The sequence below is a fragment of the Sporosarcina sp. P3 genome (genome assembly GCF_002743415.1).
Classification (GTDB): domain Bacteria; phylum Bacillota; class Bacilli; order Bacillales_A; family Planococcaceae; genus Sporosarcina; species Sporosarcina ureae_A.
The window spans coordinates 41,496-67,129 of record NZ_PDZE01000014.1; the positions used below are offsets into that span (position 1 = coordinate 41,496).

At 38.9% G+C, this 25,634-nt stretch carries 33 protein-coding genes, 1 other RNA gene and 1 riboswitch; of the genes, 22 read left to right on the forward strand and 12 right to left on the reverse strand.

From position 1 onward, the window contains the following. Positions 1-8 precede the first annotated feature (8 nt). The 6 genes from CSV61_RS14465 (at position 9) to CSV61_RS14490 (ending at position 4,476) form a co-directional block, all read left to right on the forward strand. Positions 9-647: a pentapeptide repeat-containing protein gene (locus tag CSV61_RS14465; RefSeq protein WP_099639800.1), complete on the forward strand. Its 639-nt coding sequence runs from the start codon at positions 9-11 to the stop codon at positions 645-647. Positions 648-797: 150 nt separating this feature from the next. After that, on the forward strand, positions 798-1,340 hold the full coding sequence (locus tag CSV61_RS14470; RefSeq protein ID WP_099639801.1) for a GNAT family N-acetyltransferase: 543 nt from the start codon (positions 798-800) through the stop codon (positions 1,338-1,340). 102 nt (positions 1,341-1,442) lie between these two features. Next, a complete protein-coding gene (gene msrA / locus CSV61_RS14475; protein ID WP_233193635.1) occupies positions 1,443-2,108 on the forward strand; it encodes a peptide-methionine (S)-S-oxide reductase MsrA in 666 nt (221 codons plus the stop codon). Positions 2,109-2,205: 97 nt separating this feature from the next. Beyond that, positions 2,206-3,378: an MFS transporter gene (locus CSV61_RS14480; RefSeq protein WP_099639802.1), complete on the forward strand. Its 1,173-nt coding sequence runs from the start codon at positions 2,206-2,208 to the stop codon at positions 3,376-3,378. A gap of 11 nt (positions 3,379-3,389) precedes the next feature. Continuing rightward, entirely contained in the window at positions 3,390-3,980 is a 591-nt protein-coding gene (locus CSV61_RS14485; RefSeq protein ID WP_099639803.1) for a histidine phosphatase family protein, read from the forward strand. Then, positions 3,964-4,476: a YcxB family protein gene (locus CSV61_RS14490; protein WP_099639804.1), complete on the forward strand. Its 513-nt coding sequence runs from the start codon at positions 3,964-3,966 to the stop codon at positions 4,474-4,476. The genes CSV61_RS14485 and CSV61_RS14490 overlap by 17 nt, the downstream gene beginning before the upstream one ends. A gap of 31 nt (positions 4,477-4,507) precedes the next feature. On the opposite strand, the gene CSV61_RS14495 is transcribed toward CSV61_RS14490, so the two are convergent. Together CSV61_RS14495 and CSV61_RS14500 are read right to left on the reverse strand one after the other, a co-directional pair. After that, positions 4,508-6,130 (reverse strand): ABC1 kinase family protein, encoded by a 1,623-nt coding sequence (locus CSV61_RS14495; protein WP_099639805.1) that lies wholly within the window; start codon positions 6,128-6,130, stop codon positions 4,508-4,510. 30 nt (positions 6,131-6,160) lie between these two features. Further along, positions 6,161-6,352 carry a hypothetical protein gene (locus CSV61_RS14500; RefSeq protein ID WP_083033947.1) on the reverse strand — a complete coding sequence of 64 codons (192 nt, stop codon included), beginning with the start codon at positions 6,350-6,352 and terminating at the stop codon, positions 6,161-6,163. A 128-nt stretch (positions 6,353-6,480) separates the two neighbouring features. Between CSV61_RS14500 and CSV61_RS16885 the strand changes: the two genes are divergently transcribed. After that, a complete protein-coding gene (locus CSV61_RS16885) occupies positions 6,481-6,627 on the forward strand; it encodes a hypothetical protein (protein WP_158233863.1) in 147 nt (48 codons plus the stop codon). A gap of 108 nt (positions 6,628-6,735) precedes the next feature. Here CSV61_RS16885 and CSV61_RS17000 read toward each other — a convergent pair whose 3' ends face one another. After that, positions 6,736-6,885, reverse strand: coding sequence for a hypothetical protein (locus CSV61_RS17000; protein WP_199173646.1), 150 nt, complete (start codon positions 6,883-6,885; stop codon positions 6,736-6,738). A 48-nt stretch (positions 6,886-6,933) separates the two neighbouring features. Then, on the reverse strand, positions 6,934-7,725 hold the full coding sequence (locus CSV61_RS14510; RefSeq protein WP_099639806.1) for a class II aldolase/adducin family protein: 792 nt from the start codon (positions 7,723-7,725) through the stop codon (positions 6,934-6,936). A gap of 192 nt (positions 7,726-7,917) precedes the next feature. Between CSV61_RS14510 and CSV61_RS14515 the strand changes: the two genes are divergently transcribed. The 3 genes from CSV61_RS14515 to CSV61_RS17380 all read left to right on the forward strand — a co-directional run bounded on the left by CSV61_RS14515 (position 7,918) and on the right by CSV61_RS17380 (position 10,470). Further along, positions 7,918-8,736 carry a Cof-type HAD-IIB family hydrolase gene (locus tag CSV61_RS14515; protein ID WP_099639807.1) on the forward strand — a complete coding sequence of 273 codons (819 nt, stop codon included), beginning with the start codon at positions 7,918-7,920 and terminating at the stop codon, positions 8,734-8,736. A 149-nt stretch (positions 8,737-8,885) separates the two neighbouring features. Continuing rightward, positions 8,886-9,422 (forward strand): acyl-CoA thioesterase, encoded by a 537-nt coding sequence (locus CSV61_RS14520; protein ID WP_083033942.1) that lies wholly within the window; start codon positions 8,886-8,888, stop codon positions 9,420-9,422. 238 nt (positions 9,423-9,660) lie between these two features. Then, positions 9,661-10,470 (forward strand): ASCH domain-containing protein, encoded by an 810-nt coding sequence (locus CSV61_RS17380; RefSeq protein WP_158233864.1) that lies wholly within the window; start codon positions 9,661-9,663, stop codon positions 10,468-10,470. Between the two features lie 102 nt (positions 10,471-10,572). On the opposite strand, the gene CSV61_RS14530 is transcribed toward CSV61_RS17380, so the two are convergent. Then, complete coding sequence (locus CSV61_RS14530) at positions 10,573-11,283, reverse strand: YczE/YyaS/YitT family protein (RefSeq protein ID WP_233193636.1); 711 nt, start codon at positions 11,281-11,283, stop codon at positions 10,573-10,575. Between the two features lie 121 nt (positions 11,284-11,404). Between CSV61_RS14530 and CSV61_RS14535 the strand changes: the two genes are divergently transcribed. Next, positions 11,405-12,304 (forward strand): LysR family transcriptional regulator, encoded by a 900-nt coding sequence (locus tag CSV61_RS14535; RefSeq protein ID WP_099639809.1) that lies wholly within the window; start codon positions 11,405-11,407, stop codon positions 12,302-12,304. Between the two features lie 226 nt (positions 12,305-12,530). Here the strand turns inward: CSV61_RS14535 and tatA are convergent, their stop codons facing one another. Then, complete coding sequence (tatA, locus tag CSV61_RS14540) at positions 12,531-12,746, reverse strand: twin-arginine translocase TatA/TatE family subunit (RefSeq protein ID WP_099639810.1); 216 nt, start codon at positions 12,744-12,746, stop codon at positions 12,531-12,533. Between the two features lie 176 nt (positions 12,747-12,922). Here tatA and CSV61_RS14545 point away from each other — a divergent pair, with 176 nt between their 5' ends. Genes CSV61_RS14545 through CSV61_RS14555 form a run of 3 tightly spaced genes read left to right on the forward strand, consistent with a single transcriptional unit; the run spans position 12,923 to position 16,511 of the window. Then, complete coding sequence (locus tag CSV61_RS14545) at positions 12,923-14,296, forward strand: spore germination protein (protein ID WP_233193639.1); 1,374 nt, start codon at positions 12,923-12,925, stop codon at positions 14,294-14,296. Then, the gene (locus CSV61_RS14550; RefSeq protein WP_099639811.1) at positions 14,293-15,390 is read left to right on the forward strand and encodes a GerAB/ArcD/ProY family transporter; all 1,098 of its coding nucleotides are present in this window, start codon (positions 14,293-14,295) and stop codon (positions 15,388-15,390) included. Before CSV61_RS14545 ends, CSV61_RS14550 begins: the two co-directional genes overlap by 4 nt. Then, positions 15,387-16,511 (forward strand): Ger(x)C family spore germination protein, encoded by a 1,125-nt coding sequence (locus tag CSV61_RS14555; protein ID WP_099639812.1) that lies wholly within the window; start codon positions 15,387-15,389, stop codon positions 16,509-16,511. Before CSV61_RS14550 ends, CSV61_RS14555 begins: the two co-directional genes overlap by 4 nt. 224 nt (positions 16,512-16,735) lie before the next feature. On the opposite strand, the gene CSV61_RS14560 is transcribed toward CSV61_RS14555, so the two are convergent. After that, on the reverse strand, positions 16,736-17,233 hold the full coding sequence (locus CSV61_RS14560; protein ID WP_099639813.1) for a DUF3231 family protein: 498 nt from the start codon (positions 17,231-17,233) through the stop codon (positions 16,736-16,738). 66 nt (positions 17,234-17,299) lie between these two features. After that, entirely contained in the window at positions 17,300-17,785 is a 486-nt protein-coding gene (locus CSV61_RS14565) for an antibiotic biosynthesis monooxygenase family protein (protein ID WP_099639814.1), read from the reverse strand. A gap of 148 nt (positions 17,786-17,933) precedes the next feature. Here CSV61_RS14565 and CSV61_RS14570 point away from each other — a divergent pair, with 148 nt between their 5' ends. Next, on the forward strand, positions 17,934-18,257 hold the full coding sequence (locus CSV61_RS14570) for a four-helix bundle copper-binding protein (protein ID WP_083033917.1): 324 nt from the start codon (positions 17,934-17,936) through the stop codon (positions 18,255-18,257). 143 nt (positions 18,258-18,400) lie between these two features. On the opposite strand, the gene ssrS is transcribed toward CSV61_RS14570, so the two are convergent. Then, positions 18,401-18,595, reverse strand: a non-coding RNA gene (gene ssrS, locus CSV61_RS14575) — 6S RNA. A gap of 110 nt (positions 18,596-18,705) precedes the next feature. Here ssrS and CSV61_RS14580 point away from each other — a divergent pair. Next, on the forward strand, positions 18,706-18,939 hold the full coding sequence (locus CSV61_RS14580) for a hypothetical protein (RefSeq protein WP_099639815.1): 234 nt from the start codon (positions 18,706-18,708) through the stop codon (positions 18,937-18,939). A gap of 271 nt (positions 18,940-19,210) precedes the next feature. Here the strand turns inward: CSV61_RS14580 and CSV61_RS14585 are convergent, their stop codons facing one another. Continuing rightward, entirely contained in the window at positions 19,211-19,852 is a 642-nt protein-coding gene (locus CSV61_RS14585; RefSeq protein WP_083033913.1) for a YfbR-like 5'-deoxynucleotidase, read from the reverse strand. A 262-nt stretch (positions 19,853-20,114) separates the two neighbouring features. Here CSV61_RS14585 and CSV61_RS14590 point away from each other — a divergent pair, with 262 nt between their 5' ends. Together CSV61_RS14590 and CSV61_RS14595 are read left to right on the forward strand one after the other, a co-directional pair. Further along, positions 20,115-20,630 (forward strand): type 1 glutamine amidotransferase domain-containing protein, encoded by a 516-nt coding sequence (locus CSV61_RS14590; RefSeq protein WP_099639816.1) that lies wholly within the window; start codon positions 20,115-20,117, stop codon positions 20,628-20,630. A 222-nt stretch (positions 20,631-20,852) separates the two neighbouring features. Then, positions 20,853-21,035 carry a hypothetical protein gene (locus CSV61_RS14595; RefSeq protein ID WP_099639817.1) on the forward strand — a complete coding sequence of 61 codons (183 nt, stop codon included), beginning with the start codon at positions 20,853-20,855 and terminating at the stop codon, positions 21,033-21,035. Positions 21,036-21,124: 89 nt separating this feature from the next. On the opposite strand, the gene CSV61_RS14600 is transcribed toward CSV61_RS14595, so the two are convergent. Both CSV61_RS14600 and CSV61_RS14605 read right to left on the reverse strand, forming a co-directional pair. After that, entirely contained in the window at positions 21,125-21,886 is a 762-nt protein-coding gene (locus CSV61_RS14600; RefSeq protein WP_099639818.1) for a glucose 1-dehydrogenase, read from the reverse strand. A 145-nt stretch (positions 21,887-22,031) separates the two neighbouring features. Next, the gene (locus CSV61_RS14605) at positions 22,032-23,162 is read right to left on the reverse strand and encodes a methionine biosynthesis PLP-dependent protein (protein WP_099639819.1); all 1,131 of its coding nucleotides are present in this window, start codon (positions 23,160-23,162) and stop codon (positions 22,032-22,034) included. A 79-nt stretch (positions 23,163-23,241) separates the two neighbouring features. After that, positions 23,242-23,342, reverse strand: a riboswitch (SAM riboswitch). A 139-nt stretch (positions 23,343-23,481) separates the two neighbouring features. Here CSV61_RS14605 and CSV61_RS14610 point away from each other — a divergent pair. From CSV61_RS14610 to CSV61_RS14625, 4 genes are all read left to right on the forward strand, one after another. Then, positions 23,482-23,817, forward strand: coding sequence for a DMT family transporter (locus tag CSV61_RS14610; RefSeq protein WP_099639820.1), 336 nt, complete (start codon positions 23,482-23,484; stop codon positions 23,815-23,817). 2 nt (positions 23,818-23,819) lie between these two features. Further along, the gene (locus CSV61_RS14615) at positions 23,820-24,134 is read left to right on the forward strand and encodes a DMT family transporter (RefSeq protein WP_083033901.1); all 315 of its coding nucleotides are present in this window, start codon (positions 23,820-23,822) and stop codon (positions 24,132-24,134) included. 6 nt (positions 24,135-24,140) lie between these two features. Then, positions 24,141-24,668, forward strand: a complete 528-nt coding sequence (locus CSV61_RS14620; RefSeq protein ID WP_099639822.1) for a methylated-DNA--[protein]-cysteine S-methyltransferase — start codon at positions 24,141-24,143, stop codon at positions 24,666-24,668. A gap of 225 nt (positions 24,669-24,893) precedes the next feature. Further along, entirely contained in the window at positions 24,894-25,613 is a 720-nt protein-coding gene (locus tag CSV61_RS14625; RefSeq protein ID WP_099639823.1) for a (Fe-S)-binding protein, read from the forward strand. The last annotated feature ends 21 nt before the right edge of the window (positions 25,614-25,634 follow it).

Below are 25,634 nucleotides of genomic sequence, written 5' to 3' on the forward strand. Positions count from 1 at the left end.
ATCTACTGATGAAGCCAAATCAACCTAAAATTCCCGATCGTTTAACGCCGGTACAGTTACACGACTTATTACACGAGGAAGACCCCTTCCTTCAAAACGCAAGTATTATCGATTCACGGATAGATGGGCAAACCATAGAACGTGCGCAATTAACAAATATGCTCATTAAAAATTCCAGCTTCCAAGGAGCCATTCTACCAGACCTATTCGCTACAGACATTCAATTTGAAAACTGTGATTTTTCAAATGCGGACTTGACGGGTATAAGTATTCATCGTGTGAGCTTTCATAATTGCAAAATGCTTGGTGTGAACTTTACAAATGCCCGATTCACGGATGTGGTATTTGAAGAATGTATTTGCAATCTATCTACATTTGTACATACAAAATTTGATAAAGTTTGGTTCGATCAATGCCAAGTGAAAGATGCGGATTTCTTCGATTGCAAACTGAAAAATACATATTTTATGAAGTGCAATTTAGATGCAATAAGCTTTGACGAGACACCCCTAAAAGGAGTGGAAATCAACACTTCACAATTTGAGAGCATGACCGTGTCTATGAAAGAATTGGATGGTTGTATCGTATCTTCGTTACAGGCGATTCAATTCGCTTCCATGTTAGGGTTAGATATCCAAGATGAATAAAGCGACATGATGAAGTACTAAAAATACGTGTGAAATATAAGATATCGTGTACTTATTATGACTAATGTAATTTTAATTCAACCGCTTTAAAGTAGGAGTATAAATGGAATATTCATAGAATAAAATAACGACTATTAAAGGAGCTATGCTATGTTTATACATCCAGTAACAGAGGATATCTCATTGAAACTAGTAGGACAGGAAGATGCAGAAGAATTATTCACCCTTGTGGACGAATCGAGGGAACATTTGCGTGAGTGGTTATCCTGGGTTGATTCCATGACGGACGCGGAACAGTATGAACCCATCATCCATGCGTGGTTACGACAATTTGCTGAAGAGGATGGGTTCCAAGCAGGTATTATGTATAAAGGAGACTTGGTAGGTTTTGCAGGCTTCCATTCAATTAACTATGCAAATAGGCAAACGAGTATTGGTTATTGGCTGGCGCAAGATTATCAAGGAAAAGGAATTATGACGGCAGTAGTGTCCGCGCTGGTAGACTATGCATTTGAAGGATATGATCTACATCGAGTAGAAATTCGATGCGCTACGGAAAATATACGTAGTCAAGCCGTTCCAGAACGGTTAGGTTTTAAGAAAGAGGGAGTCATTCGTGACGGAGAGTTTCTATATGGTCATTATCATGATTTACTCGTATACGGTATGCTAGAAAATGAGTGGAAAAAGTGAAAAATCATAATACGTTTCATACAGAGTCCTTCTCAAAATGGACTCTATTTTTTATATTTTCATTTCGCGTATAGTACAATTAACATGAAGGGGTGGATTGTCTTGCTAACTGCTGTTGAAATGGATAAAGAACTGACGAAAAATAGAGAGTTAGAAACCGCAACATTTGGAATGGGCTGTTTTTGGGGGCCTGACGCACGCTTTGGAAGCTTGCAAGGCGTCGTAAGAACACGAGTAGGGTACACAGGTGGAACTACAGCGGCCCCAACATATAAGACAATAAAAGATCATACCGAAACGGTGGAAATTGATTATGACCCGAAGATAATTTCTTATGAAGAAATACTTCTTCATTTTTGGCGTAATCACTATCCAAACCGTGATCAATACAAAGGGCAACAGTATGTCTCATCATTGCGTTATCACAACCAACAACAAAAACAGATAATCGATACAGTAAAGATTGAAATGGAGAAAGAGCTTGGCGAACCAATTGAAACGGAAATTACCCCTGTAGGTCATTTTACTATAGCTGAAGACCGCCACCAAAAGTATTATTTGAAGCGTTATCCGAATGTCTTGGATACGTTATATTCGCTATATCCTTCTGAAGCGTCGCTTATCGATTCGACATTTGCGGCCAGATTAAATGGATTTGTCAAGGGCTTCGGCACGCGTGATCAAATTGTGACTGAAATTGAAAGTTGGCCATTACCTGAAAATGCACGCCAGCAACTCATTGAGCGGTTCATGAAATTAAAGTGGTGAAAATTAGTGAAATACTGGAACTTTTCTTCTTGTAACTTCATTCTGTCGTTGCTATGATATTCCAATATCAACTAAGAATGAGCGTAGGAGAGAGTACATGAAAAAGGAATCCATCACGTTAGGTCTACTACTGACTAATTTACTGATCGCATTTTTAGGAATTGGATTAGTCATACCTGTCATGCCAAGATTAATGAATGAATTACATATATCGGGTACAGTGGTTGGTTATATGGTCGCAACTTTCGCGATGGCCCAACTGCTTATTTCACCTTTATCAGGAAGATGGGTAGATACCTTTGGACGAAAAAAGATGATTGTCGTAGGTTTGATCATTTTTAGTTCTTCCGAATTCTTGTTTGGGATTGGACAAACATTGCCCGTGCTATTTGCATCCCGAGTTTTAGGTGGAATTAGTGCGGCTTTTATTATGCCGGCTGTTACTGCCTTTATCGCAGATATCACTACGATGGAAACTCGTTCTAAGGCATTAGGTTTTATGTCTGCTGCTATATCTACTGGATTTATATTAGGTCCAGGGGTTGGCGGATTTTTAGCAGCGTATGGTACTCGAGTTCCTTTCTTCTTTGCTGGAGGATTAGCTTTGTTTGCAGCGATCTTTTCCTTTATTGCATTACGTGAACCTGAACGTTATCAAGAAGCGGTAGCGGAGGATGCAACTAAACCTGGGTTAAAGCGGGTATTTGCACGTCATTATTTTATTGTCTTCATTATTATATTGATTTTATCTTTCGGTCTCGCTGCATTTGAATCGATTTTCAGTTTGTTCGTTGACCATAAGTTTGGATTTACGCCTAAGGACATCGCGATCATTATTACAGGAGGCGGGCTGGTCGGAGCAGTCGCGCAAGTAGTATTATTCGACAAGCTGGCGAGAATGATAGGAGAAAAACGTCTAATCTTTTTTTGTTTAGTCTTTTCATCCATTTTAGTTTTTCTGACAACATTCGTGCAAAGTTACTTTTCCGTACTGGCTGTTACTATGGTTATCTTCGTAGGTTTTGACTTGATACGACCGGCAGCAACTTCTTATTTGTCGAAAATTGCAGGAAATGAACAGGGGTTTGTCGGTGGCATGAACTCGATGTTCACGAGTATCGGAAATGTCTTCGGTCCAATCATTGGTGGTGCTTTATTTGATGTGGATGTCGATTATCCATTTTATTTCGGAGCATTTGTATTATTACTGGGCGTAGTATTAAATTATCTGTGGATTAAAAGAACACCATCTTTTAGGCCTAATATCTAGGGGGGATTAAATTGACTATTATTGGTTTTATCCGGCACGGTGTGACTACGTGGAATAAAGAAGGGCGTGCCCAAGGGAGTTCGAACATTCCATTAGACGAAGAAGGGATAGAGGCTGTAAAGAAGCTGGCATTGCGCGTGGCGGATGAGGAATGGGGTCTCATATTCACTAGCCCTCTGACACGCGCTAGACAGACAGCAGATTTAATTGCCGCGCAGTCAGGGATTGAAGTCGTTGAAGATGACCGATTACGTGAGCGTAGCGGCGGATTGATTGAAGGAACGACAGAGCAAGAACGACAGCAGAAATGGGGGCCTCAGTGGAGAGAACTGGATTTGCAGTTCGAGACGGGAGAAAATGTTGTGGCTCGAGGTCTAGAATTTGTAAGTGAACAGGTCCAGAAGAATCCTAGTCAACGTCTACTTGTCGTAAGTCACGGTAGTTTTATAAAACGGGTGATTGTGGCTTTGCTGGAAGATGAAAAATATATTGTGAAGATTGATAATGCTTCATTGACTATAATCGATATAGAAAAGAAAAGTTGCCTGCTGTTAAATGACACAGCACACTTAACGGGAGGACTAAATGGAAATCCACTATGACTTAACGGAACAAGATGTAGTAGCGTTTAATTTATATCATGTGAAAAATTCTAAAGTCGGTAAAAATTCATTGCAATGGCAGCGGTATATATCGCCACTAATCTTTTTACTGTTTGCATACTTTTTAACTGTTTTTACGGATATGGCGAAAGGTCCGTTATTTGCTACGTTTGGGTTAACGTCTATTTTATGGGTGATTTTTTATCCTAAATACTTTTACTATCATATTACACGGCAAGTGAGCAAGATGCTCAAAGGTGGTAAGAACGAAGGGCTTGTTGGAGAGCATTCCATGAAAATGAATAAGGTAGGCATAGTAGATCAGACATCAGTTGGTGAAACAAAGGTACAATGGTCTGGCGTGAAACAGCTAATAGAAGATGCGGATTATTTCTACATATATACGAGTACGGTCAGTGCATATATCATTCCGAAGCGAGATATATACTCGGTCGATGGACTAAAAAGTTATATACAGCAGCGGATTATAACGTAAAAAATCAGAGGCTATATGAGCCGCTGATTTTTTATTTTCCTAAACGACGATATCTCCAGAAGGAAATGAGTAGTATTATACTTGATGCAATCGCTAGTTCAGTGTAGGAATCCATTAAGCTATAGGTTAGTGTTGCGAAAGACCCAACCGCGATGATTCCAGCAAATAGACGGTTTTGCATCTTCATTTGAAATGTGCGTTGCTCTATATCCCGTTGTTCGAGATACATATGAATTAATGCAGGTTGCTCCAGGAATGAGGAGATTTTTGGTCCAAAACTGCGAATCTGTCCTAGGCTATTGAATATGGAGCGTTGGTACTCTTTTCTATTCGTGAAAGGATTCTTCTCTTTACTCTTTTTCTTAGCCCAATCAACTAATCGGGGGCGTGTAATAGCGAGCAGATCTATTTCGGGGTCGAGTCTATACAGCACACCGACAAAAACAGAGACTGCGCGACCTAAAAATGCAAATTCAGCAGGCATTTGCACAGGTTGTGTTCGAACAATGACTTGCAGATCTTGTAGAAGATTTTCTACAACCACACTATTCACATCGTATAAGTCATTCGTTTCATATGCTTTAACAACTTTCTCAATTGCTTTTGCCAACACTCTACGGTTTGCATTAGGGAGTAAAAAATTCAATGCTTCGAGACCATCAATCACACGATCATATTGTTTTAAAATTAACCCTTCTATAACGACAAGCATCGCGTCCGCATCTTCTTTTGTAATATTTACTACCATGCCAAAATCAATTAATACGAGCGTGCCGTCTGAGCGTATGAGAATATTACCGCCATGAGGATCAGCGTGGAACTGACCCCCTTCAAGGATTTGTTCTAAAAATAAACGGAAGAGCCGATTGGATAACTCTTTGCGATCAATATGATGCTTTTCAAAAAACGCTAGATCGGTTATTTTCGCACCTTCAATCCACTCCATTACAAGCACTCTTCGTGTCGTATACTCATCATAATAGACAGGGAAATTTACACCAGTCATATTCTGGAAGCGTTCGGCAAAATTCCGTCCATTTCTCATCTCTTCGATAAAGTTCAATTCCGCTCCGATGACGTCTGTCATCTCTTGATAAAGTACGTCCAAATCGATTTGTTTAGTTAATGAAGACCACTTTTTCGCAAGCCAAATTACAATTCTTACTGCTTTAAAATCTGCACGTAAAATCCGTTCAATGTCAGGACGCTGGATTTTAATGGCAACTTCTGTTCCGTTATGTAGTACTGCTTTATATACTTCGCCAATAGATGCGGATGCGACAGGTTTTGATGTAATATCTGTCAGGTACTCGCTATGCGGTTTTCCCCATTCATCATCTAGTAATTGTAATGCCTTTTCAGAAGGGACTGGTGTTACTTGATCGGTCAGCCCTTCTAACTCTTCAATGAAAGATGCAGGCATAATATCTGCACGTGTCGAGAGGAATTGCCCTAGTTTGACAAGTAATCCACCTAATTCAATTGCTGTCTTTTTATAGCTCTTTGCTTGATTCGTAACAAGCGTGTTCCACTTTTCCGTGACTGCTGGTGTGAATTTCCCTCTATGACGTTTCTGAAAAACTATAATTTGTATAAAAAACACAACCGCCATCCAGACGATGCGTATAATACGATAACTAGCAGAACGCTTCATAGGCAGCTCCTCTTTCCGCATCAAACAGATCTATCTTTTATTCGGTTTCATTTCTTTTAGGCCAATTCTCATTGCAGCTACAGCGCTTGTGACATTTAATATGACGGCAATCACTAAAAATAACCACTTTAATTTTTCAGGTAAATCCAGAAAAATGGCTAACAATAAAAGTGTGAAGCCAATCACAAGCATAGATAAATAGATAGACAATTTCTTAGACACAAGTAGTCCGCCTTTCTTAGGTTCTACCCTTATTGTAGCATGAAAAAACAAGGAATTTAAAATGCTTGTTTTTATTTCGTAATTCTGGGGAACAATAAAATTACATATATCAGACAGGAGTGTGGAAAATGACAAAGAGTTATGCAAATACACCTAGAGATGATCAGGATAAGAGTTCAGCAAAAGTAGCGAACGATGCAGCAAAAAAAGCGGAAGAACAAGTGGAGGAAATAAAGAAAGATGCAAGGGAACAAGTAAAAAAGGAAAATGAATAACGTTTAAAAGCGATTATTTCCGAGGAAATAATCGCTTTTTCATCATATTCATTTATTTTGGAAAATAATGTAGCATCGGTATTAATCATCAAAAAACCGCTTGATAATTTAGTGATAACTCGTTTCTTCTAGTGTCGTTTCTTGCATACCTTCATCTGTAAATTCGAGGATTTTTGCACCAGGATAGGATGGTAGAAGGAATGAAGGGACTTGGTCGCGATTCGAGCGTACACTAAGAATGAATGGATATGAATACATACGATATCTCTTGGTTTTTAGATACGTAAGAATTCTTACACAGAGAAATCAATCCAATAAATCGGGTTCTTCACTGACGATTTTTTCCCATAGTGGTTGGAAATTTTCCCAACCATCAATATCTCTACCTACTTGTTTTGCAGTGCTTGTAGCATGCTCGGGAGGAATCGGATTCACAATCCCGGCGGCTTCCGCTAGTAATTGAACTTGGCAAGAACGTTCCAGTGTAATAAACCAAAATGCTGCGGCATCAACTGTTTGTCCAACCGTTAATGGACCATGGTTTTTCAAAAATACCGCTTTGTTATCCGCTAGTGCATTTGCGACTTTTACTCCTTCATCATCCTCATACACAACACCGGAAAACTCGTCGAACACAGAGTGGTCATTATAAAATGCACAAGCATCTTGTGTTAATGGATCGATCAATCTCCCTGTCGATGCCCATGTTTTTCCGTATACTGGGTGCAAATGTACTGAGGCAATAACATCGGGTCTAGCTTCGTGAATAGCAGAGTGAATCACTAGAGCAGATTTATGGAGAGAATACTTACCCTCTACTACTACTCCATCCGAATTTACCAACACAAGATCAGAAGCTTTCATCTTGCTAAAAGGGACGCCGTAGGGATTTACCCACATATGATCTTTGAATTCTGGATCACGATACGTCGCGTGACCAGCTACACCTTCTGTAAAGCCGAAACGTGCAAACAGACGGAATGCACCCGCCAATCGTTGTTTATTGTGTTGACGTTCCTCTTCGATAGTGGAAAATGTCGGATACTGCAAATAGTCTATTACATTCTCTCCACTTACACGTTCTTCGATGAAATTCATTAAATAACCCTCCGTCTTTTCTTAATAAAAAAATATGTTCTACAAAGAGAATAACGTTTCATTGTGAAAATATCAAATACTGTATGTAGTTTTAGTGATTGTCTATTCAAGATATAAGCAACTTCACAGCATATGGGACAGGTAATTGATAGACTACATGGTAGACAACGAGTAATGAAAGGGGTATGGAAAATGAATCAAGATCAAAAGATTGTGTTCTTTGATTTAGATGGAACATTAATGAATCACGACAAAACAATTTTAGAATCTACGAAACAATCTCTCGCGGCATTGCGGGACAAAGGCATATATATCGTTATTTGTACTGGTAGGGCACCACTTATGTTCAAATGGTTACTAGAAGAACTATCGTTTGATTCTTATGTTTCCATGAATGGGCAGCATGTGGTATTGGATGGAGAAGTAATCTACTCGAATCCTATGAAGCCAGAGGTTATACAACAGCTTACCGAATTTGCGCATAAACAAGGACATGGATTGACATACTCTACGTTTGAATCATTCGTGACGAACGTAAAAGAACATCCACTTGTCCAAGAGGGGATTGGACGTTTAAGACTTCCTTATCCTCCTGTAGATTCGGAAGTATATTCTCATTCTGAAGTAAATCAAGTACAGATCTACTCCACACCTAAAGAAATAGAAAAATACAAAGAATTATTCAAGGGTTATTCATTTGTTAGATGGGATGAAAACTCGGTAGATATGTTGCCAGAAGGGGCATCCAAAGCAATCGGTATTCAAAAAGTACTTGAATATATGAGTATCCCTATTAAAAACAGCTATGCATTCGGAGACGGTGCGAATGACATACAAATGATCGAGACAGTAGGTATCGGGGTAGCGATGGAAAATGCCATACCAGAATTGAAAGATGTAGCAGATTTCATCACTGCATCTTGTGCGGATGATGGTATTATGAAAGGCTTGATCCAGGTAGGTTTACTAGAGGAAAGAGATATTCCATTAGCACATAATAGTATTCAGTAATAAGCAGGAAACTGTAAAATAGAATTCATTCTTGACAATTATGTGAACGAAGAGTATATTTAAAGGATATATATATAAAGGGAATATTTTAATTTTTCAAATTACTTATATAATGGTAGATTTACGTCTTGAAGGAGGCCATATTTTTAATGAAACTAGAAAAGCAGTGTCGGGAATCAAGAGTCGTGCGAACAAGCAGGGTATTTCCGAATGATGTCAACAACCATAATACTTTGTTTGGTGGACGTTTAATGAGCGATATTGATCAAATCGCATCGATTTCAGCTGCTCGACATAGCAGAGCAGATTGTGTTACGGCCTCTATGGATTCCGTGGACTTTTTGTATCCAATTCGTCCTTCTGATTCAGTATGCTTTGAATCATATGTGACTTGGACTGGAAAATCTTCTATGGAGATTTTCGTAAAAGTTATTGCAGAGGATTTGGCAACTGGTAGTTGTAAAATTGCTGCCACTTCATTGTTAACATTTGTTGCATTGGATGAAAATAAAAAACCACTAACCGTTCCACGTGTTATTCCTGAAACAGAAGAAGAAGTATATCTACATGAAACAGCACCACAGCGAGCTGAAATTCGTATAATGCGTAAACAGCAAAGTAAAGATCTAGCTTCAGTATTAACGAATAACTATCCATGGCATGATCCAGCACAAGTTAATGCATAATGTACTTAGTCAACTTAGATTGACTAAGTATTTTTAAAAGAAGATGTATAAAACTCCATACTGTGTTACATACTATGAACAGATAGGACGTTCTCTAATTAATTTTCTTGGAGGATACCTATCTTTTTATTGTTTAAAAATATATTTAACTATACAAATCGACTTTACATATCAAAAGACCGTTAGTTACAGCTATAATGAGAGGTATCATAGTGGAAGTAAGGAGAGGAATTCATTTATGGTTAAAACGATTACCGCGGAGGAACTATTCAGGAAGGTAAAAGCTGAGGAAGCACTTGTACTAGTAGATGTCCGCGCCGAGGATAAATATAATCATTTCCATATCGAGGCGAATACAGTAGAAGATATAAATGTGCCGAAAACAGAAATTTTTACGTTTGAAGATGAAGTGGAGAAAGTGATTCCGCAGTTGCCCAAAAATAAAGGAATGATTATTACCTGTACAACAGGAAACTCTGCAACTAAATGTGCGAACATTCTTGCCGACAGAGATTACGATGTTACGGTATTGGAGGGCGGAATAACCGCGTGGAAAGAATATGTTAGTAACGAGTCGATTGAACGGATGTGGGAAGAATTTAAGAGAATTCATCCCAATGCGCCTGAACAGTACGAAGCCTGGTCTTTCGGTAATTCGAAACAAATGGCAGATGAACTCGCAGAATTGGTAGTGGAAGGAACTAAAACAGCGACTTCATCTAACTATACGCTCTATGAAATAGAAGACGAACCATTACCAATGGTAGGTCTTCACAATATCATTTTGGATGGCGAAGGAATGGCAGTTGCAGTTGTGAAAACCACTTCAGTAAAAGTCGTGCCTTTCAATAAAGTGACAGAAGAACATGCATATTTAGAAGGTGAAGGTGATCGTTCATTACACTATTGGCAAGAAGTTCATAAAGAGTTTTTCGAGAATGAATTAAAGGAAGTAAATCAAGATTTTCATCGCGAAATACCAGTAGTTTGTGAAACGTTCGAATTATTATATAAGAATGAAACCAGTCATAGAGAGTTATTGAGCTAACAGTAAATATCCATAACAAAACTTGAGTGCAGAAAATCCATAGATAGGTAGGGAGGGAGATGTCGAGGCCGGATTGTTACGGCATTCAGCATCTCTTTTTGTTCATATAGATTTTTGCTGAATGGGATCAACAACATTTTTTTCTTCTACCGTTACATTATTTTCACACGTATACACCCATTGCTGAAGTAGCGGCTGAAAACGTGGCATAATCTTGCCGAGAATTTTCCCGATAAAGTATGCAGCTAGAATGGTACCAATCCCGATGGCTCCAAGTGATTGAATAAATACTAAACACACAATACCTGCGATTGCGACGTTTACTAAATCACTGGAGACTTTTGCCTTGCCGAATTTCATATTAAAACGGTCACTCACCACATAGGTTAATGCATCATAAGGCATTAAAGGTAATGTAGCTGAAAAATAGGCCAACAATCCAGCCGATATGATATATAAACTGATCAATAAAAATAGATATCTTCCTATTAGTGTAGTAGGAGCAGGAAGTAGCTGTACAATGGCCAGTGTCAAATCCATGAAAACACCAAATAGAAATACAATAATTAATTGAACGACGAATTCACGTAATCCAACATGTTTTTTATTTAAGAGAATCTGCATGAAAACAAATAAGATATTTGCAAGTACTGTCGTGATCCCAATCGTCAATCCCGACGTAAGGGAGATAGCGTAAGCTAATGATGAAACAGGGGAAACCCCAAGGTCAGCCTGTATAGAGAAACTAACGCCTAGTGATAATAAAAATAACCCTATTACATAAAGGGTAAGTTGTTTGGAAATAATATTCATAGGGTAAAAAAACCTCTGCTTTCAATAGTAGATCTACTTAATATTATCATGTAGAGAAAGATATAAATAATATATAATAAAGAAAGACGATATATGAAATAGTATATAACGGAGTGAAATCATGGATATTAAACAACTGTATTATTTTAAGGAAATAGTAGATCAAGAAAGCATTTCGAAAGCTGCGCTTATTCTACACATGGCTCAGCCACCACTCAGTCAACAATTGAAAAAGCTAGAGATTGAGCTTGGCACAACGTTGATCCATCGCTATCGACAAAAATGGGAACTGACTGAAACAGGGTATATTCTGTATCAATATGTAGAAAAGTTACTACTTAGCATGGGGGATGTGAAGAAACAAATTGAAGAAATCGAAAAAGGTAGTGCAGGAATATTACGTATTGGTGTATCGTCTGCTTGTTTAAATCTACTCGTCGAGTACATCAGCATATATCGTAAGCAGTTTCCTGGCGTCAAAATAAGCATCGATAAAGGAAATTCTGAAGAATTGCTGAAGAAGCTGGATCATAAAGAAATTGAAGTGGCGTTGTTATTGCGACTAGAACATAGTACTCACTGCGACGTATTGGCATTAAAACAACAGCAATATGTCGTGGTGAGTCCACGGAGCTGGGGAGATGTTTTTCCATCCAAGCATGTTACATTTCAAGACCTTGCTACGCATCCTTTTATTATGCTGGCTGCAATGGAAGGACATTCATACTATGAAAATATTCTAAAAGCTTTTGAAGAAGCACATACTGCACCTAATATTGTAATGGAGAGCAAAGATCTGACGACTGTCATCGCAATGGTTAGTAAAGGTTTAGGATATTCTATTATTCCGCGTGTCGCTTATGCGGTGCCAATGGATCAGTTAAAAATCCATGAATTACAGCAATTTGATTTTCGTGTAGAACCAGTTATGATCAAGATCAAAGATGAACGGATTTCTAAAGCAACTTCCCAATTTTGGGGTTTGGTAGATTCTGTAAATACAGACAGTACTCCTAACTGAGGATAATTCACTTGGCGCGATCGCGACTGTAGATCGAGATCATAGTAATTGAAGATGTTGAAAATCCAGTGAGATGCCTATTAAGCATAATGATACAAAAGCGAGGCGACTAAAGCTGAATCGGCATGCATTTTTTCCTGCGTTGCTTTTCTTTATGACGTAATCTGTGTGGTGCTATACGTAAAAATCCAATCACATAGGTGATTGGATTTTTTTGTAGAGATTTTTATTTTACTTGTTCTTTTGTTTCAGCTTTTTGCACTTCTATTTTCTTAGACTCGTCCTCATCGTCATCCATAATGTCTTTTGCCGATTTTTTGAATTCCGACAATGTCTTACCTACTGCCGAACCAATTTCGGGTAATTTACGGGGGCCAAATAAAATTAAAATAATCACTAAAATAATAATTAAGCCTGGTACTCCAATTGCGGCTAAGTTCATAGCGATTCCTCCTCTCGTTACTTCAAAAAATATAGTTCTTTATATAGCATAACCTATATTTGATCGTATGAAACACTTTTAAAGATAAAATGAAGAAGAGTTTTTTTCCATTCTAATGATTAAACTTCCAAAGATTGGACAAACTTTTAATTAACTTGTTTGATGAGAAAGAAGTGATGAGTTTGGATGAAACCACACGTCATATGGAACAGCCTGCATACTTTACACGTTTAGCTCAACAACTGGAACCAACCGCGGATATAGTGAAAAAGACTTTGAAGAGTAAGGATCGAGTAGTGCACTTGCTGTATTTGAAAAGTGTAGTGGATATGATGCAACTACAGGAAATTGTAGTAAAACCTTTCTATGAGATGTCAGCCGAACAAGACTTTGCGGAGTATGTACATTCGTTGCCTTATGAAACCAAGATGCCCACTGGGGATGAAGAGGTCCTGATAGAAATAACAAAGGGTAATGTATTCGTTATGATCGACAAGCAAATAACGTTACTCGAGTTAAAAGTAGTAGCAGCTAATGCAGTACAAGATGCTACTATGGAACCCACTATTCACGGTCCCCAGCTCGGCCTTAGTGAAAGCATCGAGACGAATATCAATCTGATCCGGCAACGGTATCATAAACCTTCACTAATGATTGAAACGATGCAGTTGGATGATGCTTCCAATCGAGATATAGCGTTGGTTTATGACGAGAAAAGAGTATATCCAGGATTATTGGAAAAAATAAAAGAACGGATAAGTACTATGGAAGTAGAGTTGGTACAAGGAAGTGGTGACTTACAGTATTACTTAAATAATAAGAAGTACAGTTTGTTCCCAACAAGTCTACTGACTGAGCGTCCTGATCGCATGCTTCACAATGTGGCTGGTGGAAAAGTAATTATTATGGTGGATGGGAGCCCTCATGCTATTATCGCACCCATTACGTTTGTAGATTTTATATTGTCTATGGAGGATTTGTATTATTCATTTTGGGTTACTACATTGATCCGTTTACTTCGTTATACTGGACTGTTTACATGTATTGTGTTGCCTGCGTTATATGTAGCTGTTACTTCCTATACACCGGACATCTTCAAGACGGAGCTAGCGTTGACAGTAGCCGCCAGTCGAATAGGTGTACCCTATCCTTCTTTTATTGAAGTATTTTTCATGCTGGTTTTTATTGAATTACTGACGGAAGCGAGTATGCGGCTGCCCATTACGATCAGCGCGACCGCTACAACGGTTGGCGGATTAATACTGGGCACTGCGGCAGTAGACGCTGCGCTGACTTCTAATATTATGGTTATTGTTGTGTCACTTGTGGCGATTTCCACATTCGTTATTCCGATTAGTGAAATGAGTTATGCGGTTAGGATCCTGCGTTTTGTACTATTGCTATTTACGACAGCGTTTGGTCTGGCTGGTACGGTACTTGGGACGCTGGGCATAATAATGTATTTAGTGAATAAGGATAGTTTTGGCCAACCGTATTTACGAATGTTCTGGAAAAATCGTCAAGAAGAATTGAGGGCGGATGATTCATGAGTCGTTTTGTCTATTTTTTGCTAATAATTAATATGGCAGCTAACCTCATAGCTTCAGGTCCAAGAATTCTATTTGCTAAGAGTGAAGATGGAGCAATCATTACGATGATCATGGCTTTGTTTTTCGGGGTATTTATGAATTGGGCGTTGATCAACTCGTTTAAAGCATTTCCAGGTAAGGATTTGCCCCAAATCTTATCAACATACGTATCGAAATGGGTTTCAATACCTGCTTTATTAGTTTTGGGAACCATTTGGTATATAGCTGGACTACAGACGCTTATAACGTATATCGATATTATGTTGAGATACTTAACACCGGAAATGTCGATATACATTATCATAGGAATGTTTGTGTTAACGATTAGTTTTGGAGTGATCATGCAAAGCCGCAGTATACTCTATATATTAGAACTTGTATTGGTCATGCTTCTCCCGGGCGTCGTGTATTATTTATTAAAACTTTATTTTGAAAAGCAATTAAGTTGGGATCAAGTTACCCTTGCGATGAGCTATATTGATAACCCGCCAGATTACACAATATTTTCTACGGTAGCTTTCTTATTTGTCGGTTCATTTGATATTATTATTTTCAACTCTTTATTGAAGAAGAAAATGGTCTTTGGAATCAAACAAGCATTGATCGTGTTTTTTCTAGGTGCTTTTGTAATCTTTACTTCCTACTTTATTCCGATTGGCATGTTAGGTTTCGAGAAAATTGAAGCTGTTTTATATCCTTGGTTGATTACCAGTGATTCTATTCGCATGAAATTTGGCATAATTGAACGAGTTATTTTTATCTTTTTACTTATTTTTCTTGCTATTGCATTTTTGAATATTATACTTCATTGGCATGTTTCGTTTAAATTATTTGAAAATGTATTTGGTGTGAAGAATATGTCAGCTGGAATGAAGAAGAATATTGGTATCGGGATAATGGTTGTAGTATTTTGGACAATTGCAATTTTCTCTACATTGAAAGTGACTGAATATGATTTGTTTTTATATAGCAAGTATTACTTCAATACTATACCCATTTCTTTTTTAGGGTTAATGTTACTCATGTGGCTAGTCAATAGGAGGGCGAAATTATGAAGATCGGATTTCTCACCAACCGACTAATACTTTCTTTGTGCATGGTGTGTATCTTACTGCAATCTGGGTGTGCATTTAAAGATATTGACAAACGTCTTTTTGTAACGGCAATTGGAATCGATCCATCCGAGAATTTAGAAGACGGTTTTAAAATTACATTGAAAGTAGCCCTCCCTTTTGGTGCCATTAAAGAATCGACTGAACCGGAATATGCCTATCTTTCCAAAGAAGGAGAATCGATTGGCGAAGCTATCCGTATGCTCGAGACGCATGTAGATAAAGTATTGGAATTTGGTCAAATGAAGACGATCGTGATACATGAGAAACTATTGACGAATCACATGCAGTCATTTATGGATTATTTTTTTCGACGTGGTGATATTCCATTAATTGCTTTCATCGCAGGGGCAAAACCTTCTGCTGAAACTATTTTAAAAGTCGAGCCTTCAACCGAAGCCCCGGCGTCAGTTGCCTTATTCAATACTTTTGGAGAAACGGCAAATGAAAGCCCGTATATCGTCACGGGATACCTGTTCAAACTGCGTAGAGATGTCCTTACCGAAGGCATCAATCCGGTATTGCCATTAGTTGAAGCAAGCGAAGAACGTGATCAATTAATCGTCAATAATGCCATTGTGGTTGATAAGAAAAAAGAAGCGTATGAACTTACTAGTACTGAAACAAAATACTTTAATACATTATCTGACGGAGCGAGAGGATTTACATATCACATTAAAAATGGTGAACATAGATTTTTATTGAATATAAGCCAACATAATGTGACGTATCAATTTGTTCCGGATGAAAAGCTTTTAACTCCTCGAAAAATTATTATGCATATGAAAATTAAAGGGATCATCGGAGAATCGCAGAATAGTTTATCTCTATCCAAGCTAGATGAGTATAATCAGTTAGCATCAGAAGAGGTGGAAAAGAAAGTGTTACACTTTCTTACTACCATGCAAGAAGAAAACTTAGATCCCCTTGGCTTCGGACTGCATTACCGAGCTACCCAATTACATGATCCAGATGTTTTGGCGACGTGGAAAAGGGCATACCCAGATATAGAATTCAGTGTCACAGTGGATGTAATACTCCAAGGGACCGGCAGTATAGAATAACGTTGAAAACCGCCTCGACATACGTTGTTTGGGGTGTTTTCTTCGCGGACTAGATAGGGTGGAATGAAGCGTAGAGGTGATGTGAATAGCTGAAAAAGTGGTCGTTTATTTCATTATATAAATAGACAGATAGGTCTTTTTTATTGTTGAAAAATCAAATATAAATTTTAATCTAAATAAAAAAGCTTCGCCAGCGAGCTGCGCTTGGCGAAGTGATATGGCGATTACTGCATATGCAGTGGTGGGGGAATGATCCAACCTTTTGATTTATTCATGCTTAGCAATTTGGCACCAAATGCTACTTTGTCCATATGACATTTAGCAAACAGCGCTGCAACATCTTCACGTATACATTGACCCATCGCCATGCTACATGAAACTAACCCTTGGCCGACGTTGATTGATATAGCTGCACCGATTTCGGGATCCATAAATCGGGCGCCAGCAGGGATATCCTCTGGGTTTGCTTTTGGTCTTTCCGGAAGCGCAGGAGGGGGTGTAATACCGTTAGCTTTCAATACTTTGCCGAATTCTTTATTCTCGGCTTTCATTGTTTTAATTGCTTCTTCTAGCAGATGAATTAGGTCTTCATCTCCCGCATGATTAACAAAAGCTTCATACCCACTGATTAGGCCGTTATTCGCACCCATAAATGACCAAATGGCTGTGACTTCTCCGTAATGTAAAGGCTGATCTTTTGGATTACCATCTAAAATACCCACAAAAACACTCTCCTCATTATAGTTTTCACTTCAAGAGTAGTCTTTGCAGATATCGTTTATTTATACTTACTTTTTATATGTCGTGACAAAAGAAGGTCCTGAGAAAATATTAGGACGTTGATCGACACCATCTTTTGTCCCTCGTTTTGCATGCGCTTTTCCGTAAGCCTGTGACTCTTGCCAGTTTGTGAAGGACTCTTCGTCTTCCCACATTGTCAAAATTACATAAGTGCCAGAATGTACTGGTCGCAATACACGAATCGCCACGAATCCTGGTTCTGCTTCTATTAGACGCGCACGGTTATTAAAGCGCTGTTCAAAAGTTTCTCTTCCTTCTTCGTTTACAGGGATATTGTTTAATACAGCAAAACGACCAGAAGGTAAATCTCCGCTTTGATCCAAAATATCATATTCGACTGCGTTGTCGAGAGTAGTCGTTTCCGCTTCTTGTAGCACAAGCACTTCTTCATCGTTATTCATTAATGACGCACGCGCTTCTTCTGGTAAGTTACCAGCTTCTTCTAATGGACCTGTCCATTTAAATAGTTTCATTTCAAACACCTCATTTTTTCTATTTTGTAAATTACAATTCAGTATAACGGAGAAATGAAAGTGCTTTCAATGAATAAGGAAATAATTCTGTTGGTTTAAGATCAGTAATGGAGGGAAGAGTAAGAAAAATACTTTTGGAGGCGATTAAATGAATCAGAAATATGCAGATGTATTAGCGGTATTAGAAGACTGTGTAAAGGCATGTAATCATTGTTTTGACGCTTGTCTAAAAGAGGAAGACGTTCGTATGATGGCAGACTGTATTCGACTTGACCGAGAATGTGCAGACATTTGTTCTTATGCAATCCAGGCGATTACTCGACAAAGTCCATTTACAGATAAAATTTTGCAACTATGTGCGGAAATTTGTGAGCAGTGTGCAGAAGAATGTGACAAACACGATCATGATCATTGCAAGCAGTGTGCAGAAGCATGTCGCAAATGTGCAGAAGCATGTCGAAATGTAGCTTAAGATTTTTTGTTCGCAGTGAGTCGGCTTGAAGCGTCGACTCACTGCTTTTATGTTCTAAAAGTTTAATCATGGTTGAGTTGTGAAAGATCACACATACAAAACAAAAAACCTCCCATACAAGATGGAAGGTTTTTTCTCTGTTTATGTAAGCCGTGTTTGCCGTACTTAGTCATAGAAAGTTTTAAACCACCACTCCTCAAAGTGGGTGTTTGCGGAAAACGTTCCTGTATGTCTGGATTGCTAAAAAGGAATCCAGCATGCCATTTCCGTTTCGTAATAAACTCCCTTTTACAGCTTAAAGGTTAAAACTTAATGTCATACGAACAATACAGCTTGTAGATTTATCTTACACCTGTGTAAGCGGAAATGCAATGGAAAGTTCTTCTGTTTTTTGAAACTAAAACGTATGTTAAAGCGTATAGAAATGAAAAGATAGGAGTGATCATGTATGGAGCAACATGAAAACAACTCAGAAAAACAACAATTGGTTACAAAACAGGCACAGGAAATTAGCACGTTGAATCTGCAAGTGAATGAGCTTCGTAAAGAGGTAAAACAGCTTCGTGAAGATATGGAGCTAATTGACATATTTCAAAAGAAACCAATCGTTTCATCTGCAGTCATTGGACAAATTGGTGGTATTATTATTGCTATACTGGTTATTGTCGGAATATTTTTCTAGTGAAAAAACCCCTGCCGTGATGATATAAAATGAAGGGTTTATAGTTCTCGCCGGCTGTGTTTAAAAGGGAGTGATTTCGAGCCCTATTACATCTGTTTCCGATACGCAATATGGTGTTGCCCAACAAGTGAATGTAAGCTGGAGTCCATCTCACTTCCGACAGCAGACTCATGCTTCAAAGAATGAATCGAACATAGTCTCACGGGTAAGCGGGAGATGAATGTCGGTTTGCGCTGGTCAAAGCGTGTATACATTCGCTTGTAAATGTCTTTTAATCGCCTAGTTCTTCGATTATCCGTGCTGTAATGCCGGTTAACTCATCATGCTCAGTGAATCGTTCACTGAGCATATCTGTAAGAATTTGTTTTAGAAAGTATTCTACACAGTTCATATCTTGATATATCAGTATGGTTCTTAATGCTTCTTCGTAGATTTCTATAAACAAAGGCTCTGGATTATCTTTTTGGATCTCGCCAAATGATTCGTACAGCAAATCAACTTTATCAGCAACGGATAAAATGCGCCCCTCTAATGTTTCATCCTTACCTTCTTTCAATCGCTCCAAGTATATAGCTTGAAACTCAGTAGGAAATTCTTTTTCTATAAACTTTCTTGTCATTTCCTCTTCTACTTCACCGAATAGCTTCTTCAATTCTTTCGAAGCGTACTTTACAGGTGTCTTAATATCCCCTGTAAATAGTTCTGCGTAATCATGGTTCAACGCCTTTTCATATAGGCTTTTCCAATCTACTTTCTGCCCAGATTCCTCTTCAACTGTTCCGAGGAACTGAGCGATTTTTGTCACTTTAAATGAATGGCTAGCTACAGAATGCTCCTGAAATTTGAACTTTCCAGGACAACGAATAATTAGTTCTAAATCAGATAAGCTTTTAAAGTATTGGTGTACTCCCAATAGCATTCAACACCTTTATTTAGTATTTACGGCTTTAATACATTCCTATTCATCTTTTTAAGAGGCTCTTGTCTACATGTAGCACCGTATTATATAGTAACCCTATTGTATACAAAATTATACAGGTAGGAAAGAACTCCACTTAGCAACAAATATATCCAATAACCAATTATAGGATAACTAGATCACGAGTGATGATGTTTAGACTCTTTATAATGTGGAATAGTATTTACAGAACATCACATAAGGAGTGGTAAGCATTATGGCTAAAATTGCAACAGTACTTGGTGATATGTTTGAGGACTCAGAATATATGAAACCGGCTGCCGCGTATAAGGAAGCTGGACACGAAGTAGAAGTGATTGGCGCGGAAGCAGGAACAGAAGTAACAGGTATGAAAGAAAATACAAAAGTGGGAATTGATAAAGCAATTGATGACGCTAAATCATCGGATTACGACGCATTGTTTATTCCGGGCGGATTTTCACCAGACATTTTACGTGCAGATGATCGTTTCGTGAAATTCGTCAAAGAATTTATGGACGCAAAAAAACCTGTATTCGCAATTTGTCATGGTCCACAATTGCTCATTACAGCAAAAGCGCTTGAAGGGCGCGATGCAATAGGGTACACGTCCATCCGTGTAGATATGGAATATGCAGGTGCAAAATACGCAGACAAAGAAGTCGTAGTTTGTCAGAACCAACTTGTAACAAGCCGTACACCTGACGATATACCAGCATTTAATCGTGAATCACTAAAACTTCTAGAAAAATAATAATTATTTCGACCGTCGGGGTGTAAGTAAGCCTTGACGGTTTTTTCATGTTTTCTAAACATTAAAATACTGCTCATGACATACAATATCAATACATTTTCATAGACGCTGAAAAAGATTCTCAATTGTACTTGAAAAAGGTTCTCAATGAGAGTATGCTAAAAGTAACAAGTAAATCGGCGAGACGATCGCTTCTTACAAATGAAAGGTCGGGGGTCTAACATGTATAAAATTGTTATGTTGGCGGTATTAGCAGGGATTGCATTAGGTGTAGCAGCTGGATTTTCCTTTGGAAGTAAAGAACTGACAGGCATGTTCTCCGGAATGGTGGCACTTGCGTTTATCGCAGCACCGGCAGCGGTCGTCTATGCAAGCGAAAAGAAAAAATGGCATACAACTCAGTAAGAAAGAAAAGCATCCAAATTAATTTGGATGCTTTTTATATGAAAATTATTTGAATGTTTCCAAGCCCTACTTCTATAAGAGAGTAAGCCTTAATAGGCAGACCAACCATTATCAGCTTCCATAATGACACCATTAACATAGGAGGATTCGTCTGAGGCAAGGAATAGTGCAATGTTTGCGATCTCTTCCTTTGTTCCAGGACGGCTCATCATATTTACGCCTCTTAGAGCTTGTTTCATGCCGAATTCATCTGGTTGAGTTAGGCTGTTTGTAATATTAGTTGGGATTTGTGCTGGTGCAATTGCATTACAGCGGATGTTTAAGGGACCGTATTGAGAAGCGACACTTTTTGTCATCCCTGCCACCGCGTGTTTTGATGCGGTGTAAGCCAGACCACCTCGACCACCTGTCACCGCTGAGATAGAAGCCATGTTGACGATCACGCCTGTTTTTTTCTCTTCGAAGATAGTTAATGCTTTACGAGTTGCACGCATGACACCTGTTGTGTTGATCGCTAATACTTTGTCCCATATCTCATCTGTAACTGTAGCTGCAGCGTACATATTGTCCATAATACCGGCATTGTTCACTAGAATATCCAGTGTGCCGAATTGCTCCACTGCTGTATCAATCATTCTTTGTACATCTTCTTCCACCGTGACATTGGTCTTAACTGCCAGCGCTTGACCGCCAGCATTTTTAATCGTCTGGACAGTCTCTTCTGCACCTTCCATATTCATATCTGCGATGATAAGCTTCGCACCTTCACGGGCATAGAGCTCAGCAATTTCTCGTCCAATTCCAGACCCGGCGCCAGTTACTACTGCTACTTTATTTTCTAAACGATTCAACAATCTCGCCTCCAATAATAAATGTATGTTCTTTTTCAGTATATACTTTAACATCTAACTATTGAAGGATTTAGCATCTTTTCTTTACCTGCAAAAACTCGAACTGCCATAGTGTAACTGACGGTTCGAGTTGTGCGGTTTATTATTATTGAGTTTTTACGCCTTCTACTATTTCTTTTGCAGCATAAAGAGCTTGTTTTACATCAGCAATCAAATCATCTACATCTTCTACACCAACAGAGAAACGTAGCAAACGATCATCCACTCCACGGCGATTGCGTTCTTCTAAAGGAATATCCATATGCGTTTGCGTAGTCGGATACGTGATAAAGCTTTCCACGCCGCCTAAACTTTCAGCAAATGAAATGAGGTTCAGGTTTTCAAGGAATGGTCCTATCCATTCGCTATTCTGCACTCGGAAAGATAACATGCCACCGATCCCGGCGTAGAGTACGTCGGCAATGAGAGACTCTTGTTCTAAGTAAGATACCATTGCTTTCGCATTGACGTCATGCTGTTTCATGCGTAAATGCAATGTTTTCAAACCGCGGACAACCAGCCAGGAATCAAGAGGGGATAATGTAGCGCCAATCGCATTATGGTTAGTAAATAGGCGTTCGCATAACTCTTCACCCTTTGCGACGACTAGACCTGCTAGTACATCATTATGTCCACCGATATATTTTGTTGCGCTATGAATGACGATATCTGCGCCTTCTTCAATAGGTCGTTGGAAATAAGGCGTTAAGAATGTATTATCGACAATTAATAATAAGTCATGCTTTTTGGCCAATTCTGCATACGTCCCAATTGCTATGTTTTGCATTAATGGGTTTGTGGGCGTTTCCAAGAAGATCGCTTTTGTGCGATCAGTAATTGCTTGCTCGACTTCTGAAACATCATCAAACGATAGATAACGTGTCTTCACATTGTAGGTCTCTTCGTATTGATTAAATAAACGATACGTGCCGCCATATAAGTCTTCAGGTGCCAGTAGCTCTGAACCTGTCTTAAATAAGGATAAAATTAGTTGGATGGCTGCCATTCCAGAACTGCACGCAAATCCTTGATCACCAGATTCCAAGTTTGCGATTCCATCCTCTAAGATCGAACGCGTAGGATTTTTTGTTCGTGTGTAATCATACCCCGTAGATTTTCCTAGACCTTCATGGTGATACGCTGTAGACAAGTAAATAGGCGTATTAACTGCTCCGGTTTTCCTGTCACTGCGGTTCCCTAGTTGTACTAATCTGGTTTCTAATCCATTGTTTGTCATGAATATCCATCCCCCCAGCAAAATAAAAAAGAACCTCTTCTTTTCGAATAGGCCCTCGAACTTACAAGTGTATACAGCATTCTCATCTTCAAGGTGGTGTCACCATTGGAATTAGCACCGTGCCTGAGGCTGGTTGCTGAGACATCGCTGGGCCTATCCCTCCGTCTCTCTCGATAAGAATATTCTTAATATAGAAAAAACTGTTGATGGATTTATTCTACCATGCGGATATACTAGAAGCAAGCTTCCTTTTATCGTGATCGGATGACTTTTTGCTATACTTATAGGTGCTATTCATGAAAGAAAGGAGATTTTTATTTTGGCTTGGAGTTATGTTGCCCTAGCGGCAGTTATAGAAATTTTCTGGGTAGTTGGTCTGCGTTACTCTGAAACCGCAATTCAATGGACTGGAACAGGTGTGGCGATTGTATTGAGTTTTTATTTTATTATTAAAGCATGCGAAAAATTACCTTCAGGTACGGTATATGCAGTCTTTACCGGATCGGGTGCCGCGGCAATCCTTTTGGTGGATATATTCATCTTTCAAGCAGATTTCACATGGGTTACGCTGACTTTTATTGGATTAATTGTCAGCGGGGTCGTCGGTATCAAGTTGACTACAGATGAACAAGTAGATACAAAAGGAGGTGGCTGACGATGGCTTGGGTGTATTTGGCTATTGCCAGTCTCGGTGAGATTTTTGGTGTGGTAAGTATCAATTACTATTTACAGAAACGGTCTATTAAGAGATTGTTGCTCATTGTCGGAATATTTGGATTCGGCTTCGTCTTCTTGTCTCTTGCTATGCGTGAAATTCAAATGAGTACAGCGTATGCGGTATGGACAGGGTTTGGAGCAGCGGGAGCTGTATTGATGGGGATTTTGATTTTCAAAGAATCTGCTAGCGTTAAACGTCTTTTCTTTTTATCGCTCATTATTCTCGGTGCTGTTGGTTTAAAGTTATTCGGATAAAGGAGAGTGGATACACTGGTTTATTGGACACGATTTGAATATGAAGAATGGACAGTAACGCTTGCCGCTACAGAAAAAGGACTTTGCTACGTGGGATTAGCAGAAAATAGTGTGGAACAATTAAAGGTTTGGTCAAAGCGATTCGAAACTGAAGGGTTAAAGGAAGATGAAATGAAGCTTGAGGTCTATAGAGGTCAGGTCAAAGAGTATCTTTCAGGTAAGGCTATTAGTTTTTCTGCGGTGCCAGTGGATCTAAAAGGGACACCATTCCAATTGCAAGTTTGGGAAGTGCTACAACAGATACCCTACGGTAAGGTCGTAACCTATTCAGAAATTGCAGAACGAATGGGGAAAGCATCTGCTGTTCGTGCTGTAGCATCTGCGATAGGCAAGAATCCCCTATTGATCTTGGTGCCTTGTCACCGTGTAGTAGCGAAGAGTGGAGAATTGTCAGGCTATCGAGATGGTAAAGAGCGTAAAAGAAACCTGCTACAACTGGAGAAAACGCGTTTAATATGTGGTAGCGCGGAGTGAGCGATATGAAATATAAGCAAATGAAAACGAAGAAAACGCATGAAGTAGTGACGGCTAATTTATTAAACACTATTAAATACAAAAATCACTCACTTTTAGCTGAGTGATTTTTTTATTTAAGACAGGATGAATATTCTGTCAATTGATTGATTAATGTAGTACGCTAGGTAAAAATCCGATGCGCTGCTGACTATATGGTATATCGCTGTGAAGGGGTGAAGAGGAATGAAAGTAAGCCTATTTATAACTTGTTTGGTAGACATGTTCTATGCGGATGCCGGCAAAGACATGGTGGAAATATTAGAAAGACAAGGCTGTGAATTATCGTTTCCAAAAGGACAAGTGTGCTGTGGACAGCCGGCTTATAACAGTGGTTACGTAGAAAATTCAAAATCGGCAATGAGGAATATGATAAAGACATTTGAAGGGGCGGAGTATGTTGTCACACCGTCAGGATCTTGTGCCACTATGTTTAAATTGTATCCGGAAGTATTCAAAGATGATCCCAATTGGTTACCTAGAGCACAAGAGCTGGCAGATAAAACATATGAGTTCACTCAGTTTCTTGTGAATGTATTGCAAGTGGAAAACGTAGGGGCGAAATTGATAGGAAAAGCGACGTATCATCCCTCTTGCCACATGACGAGATTACTAGGCGTTAGCGAAGAACCGAGAAAATTATTGAATCAAGTGGAAGGACTCGAAATGATCCCTTTACCCAATGCACATAATTGCTGCGGATTTGGCGGAACATTCTCCGTTAAGATGGGAGATATCTCTGAACAGATGGTAGATGAGAAGGTCAATAGTGCTATGGCGACAGAGGCAGATTATTTAATTGGAGCGGACTGTGGTTGCCTCATGAATATAGGTGGACGCGCAGAACGTATGGGCGAGCCAATTCGTGTTATGCATATCGCACAAGTATTAAATAGTCGTGAGTAAATAAAAAAGTGAGGTGATAGC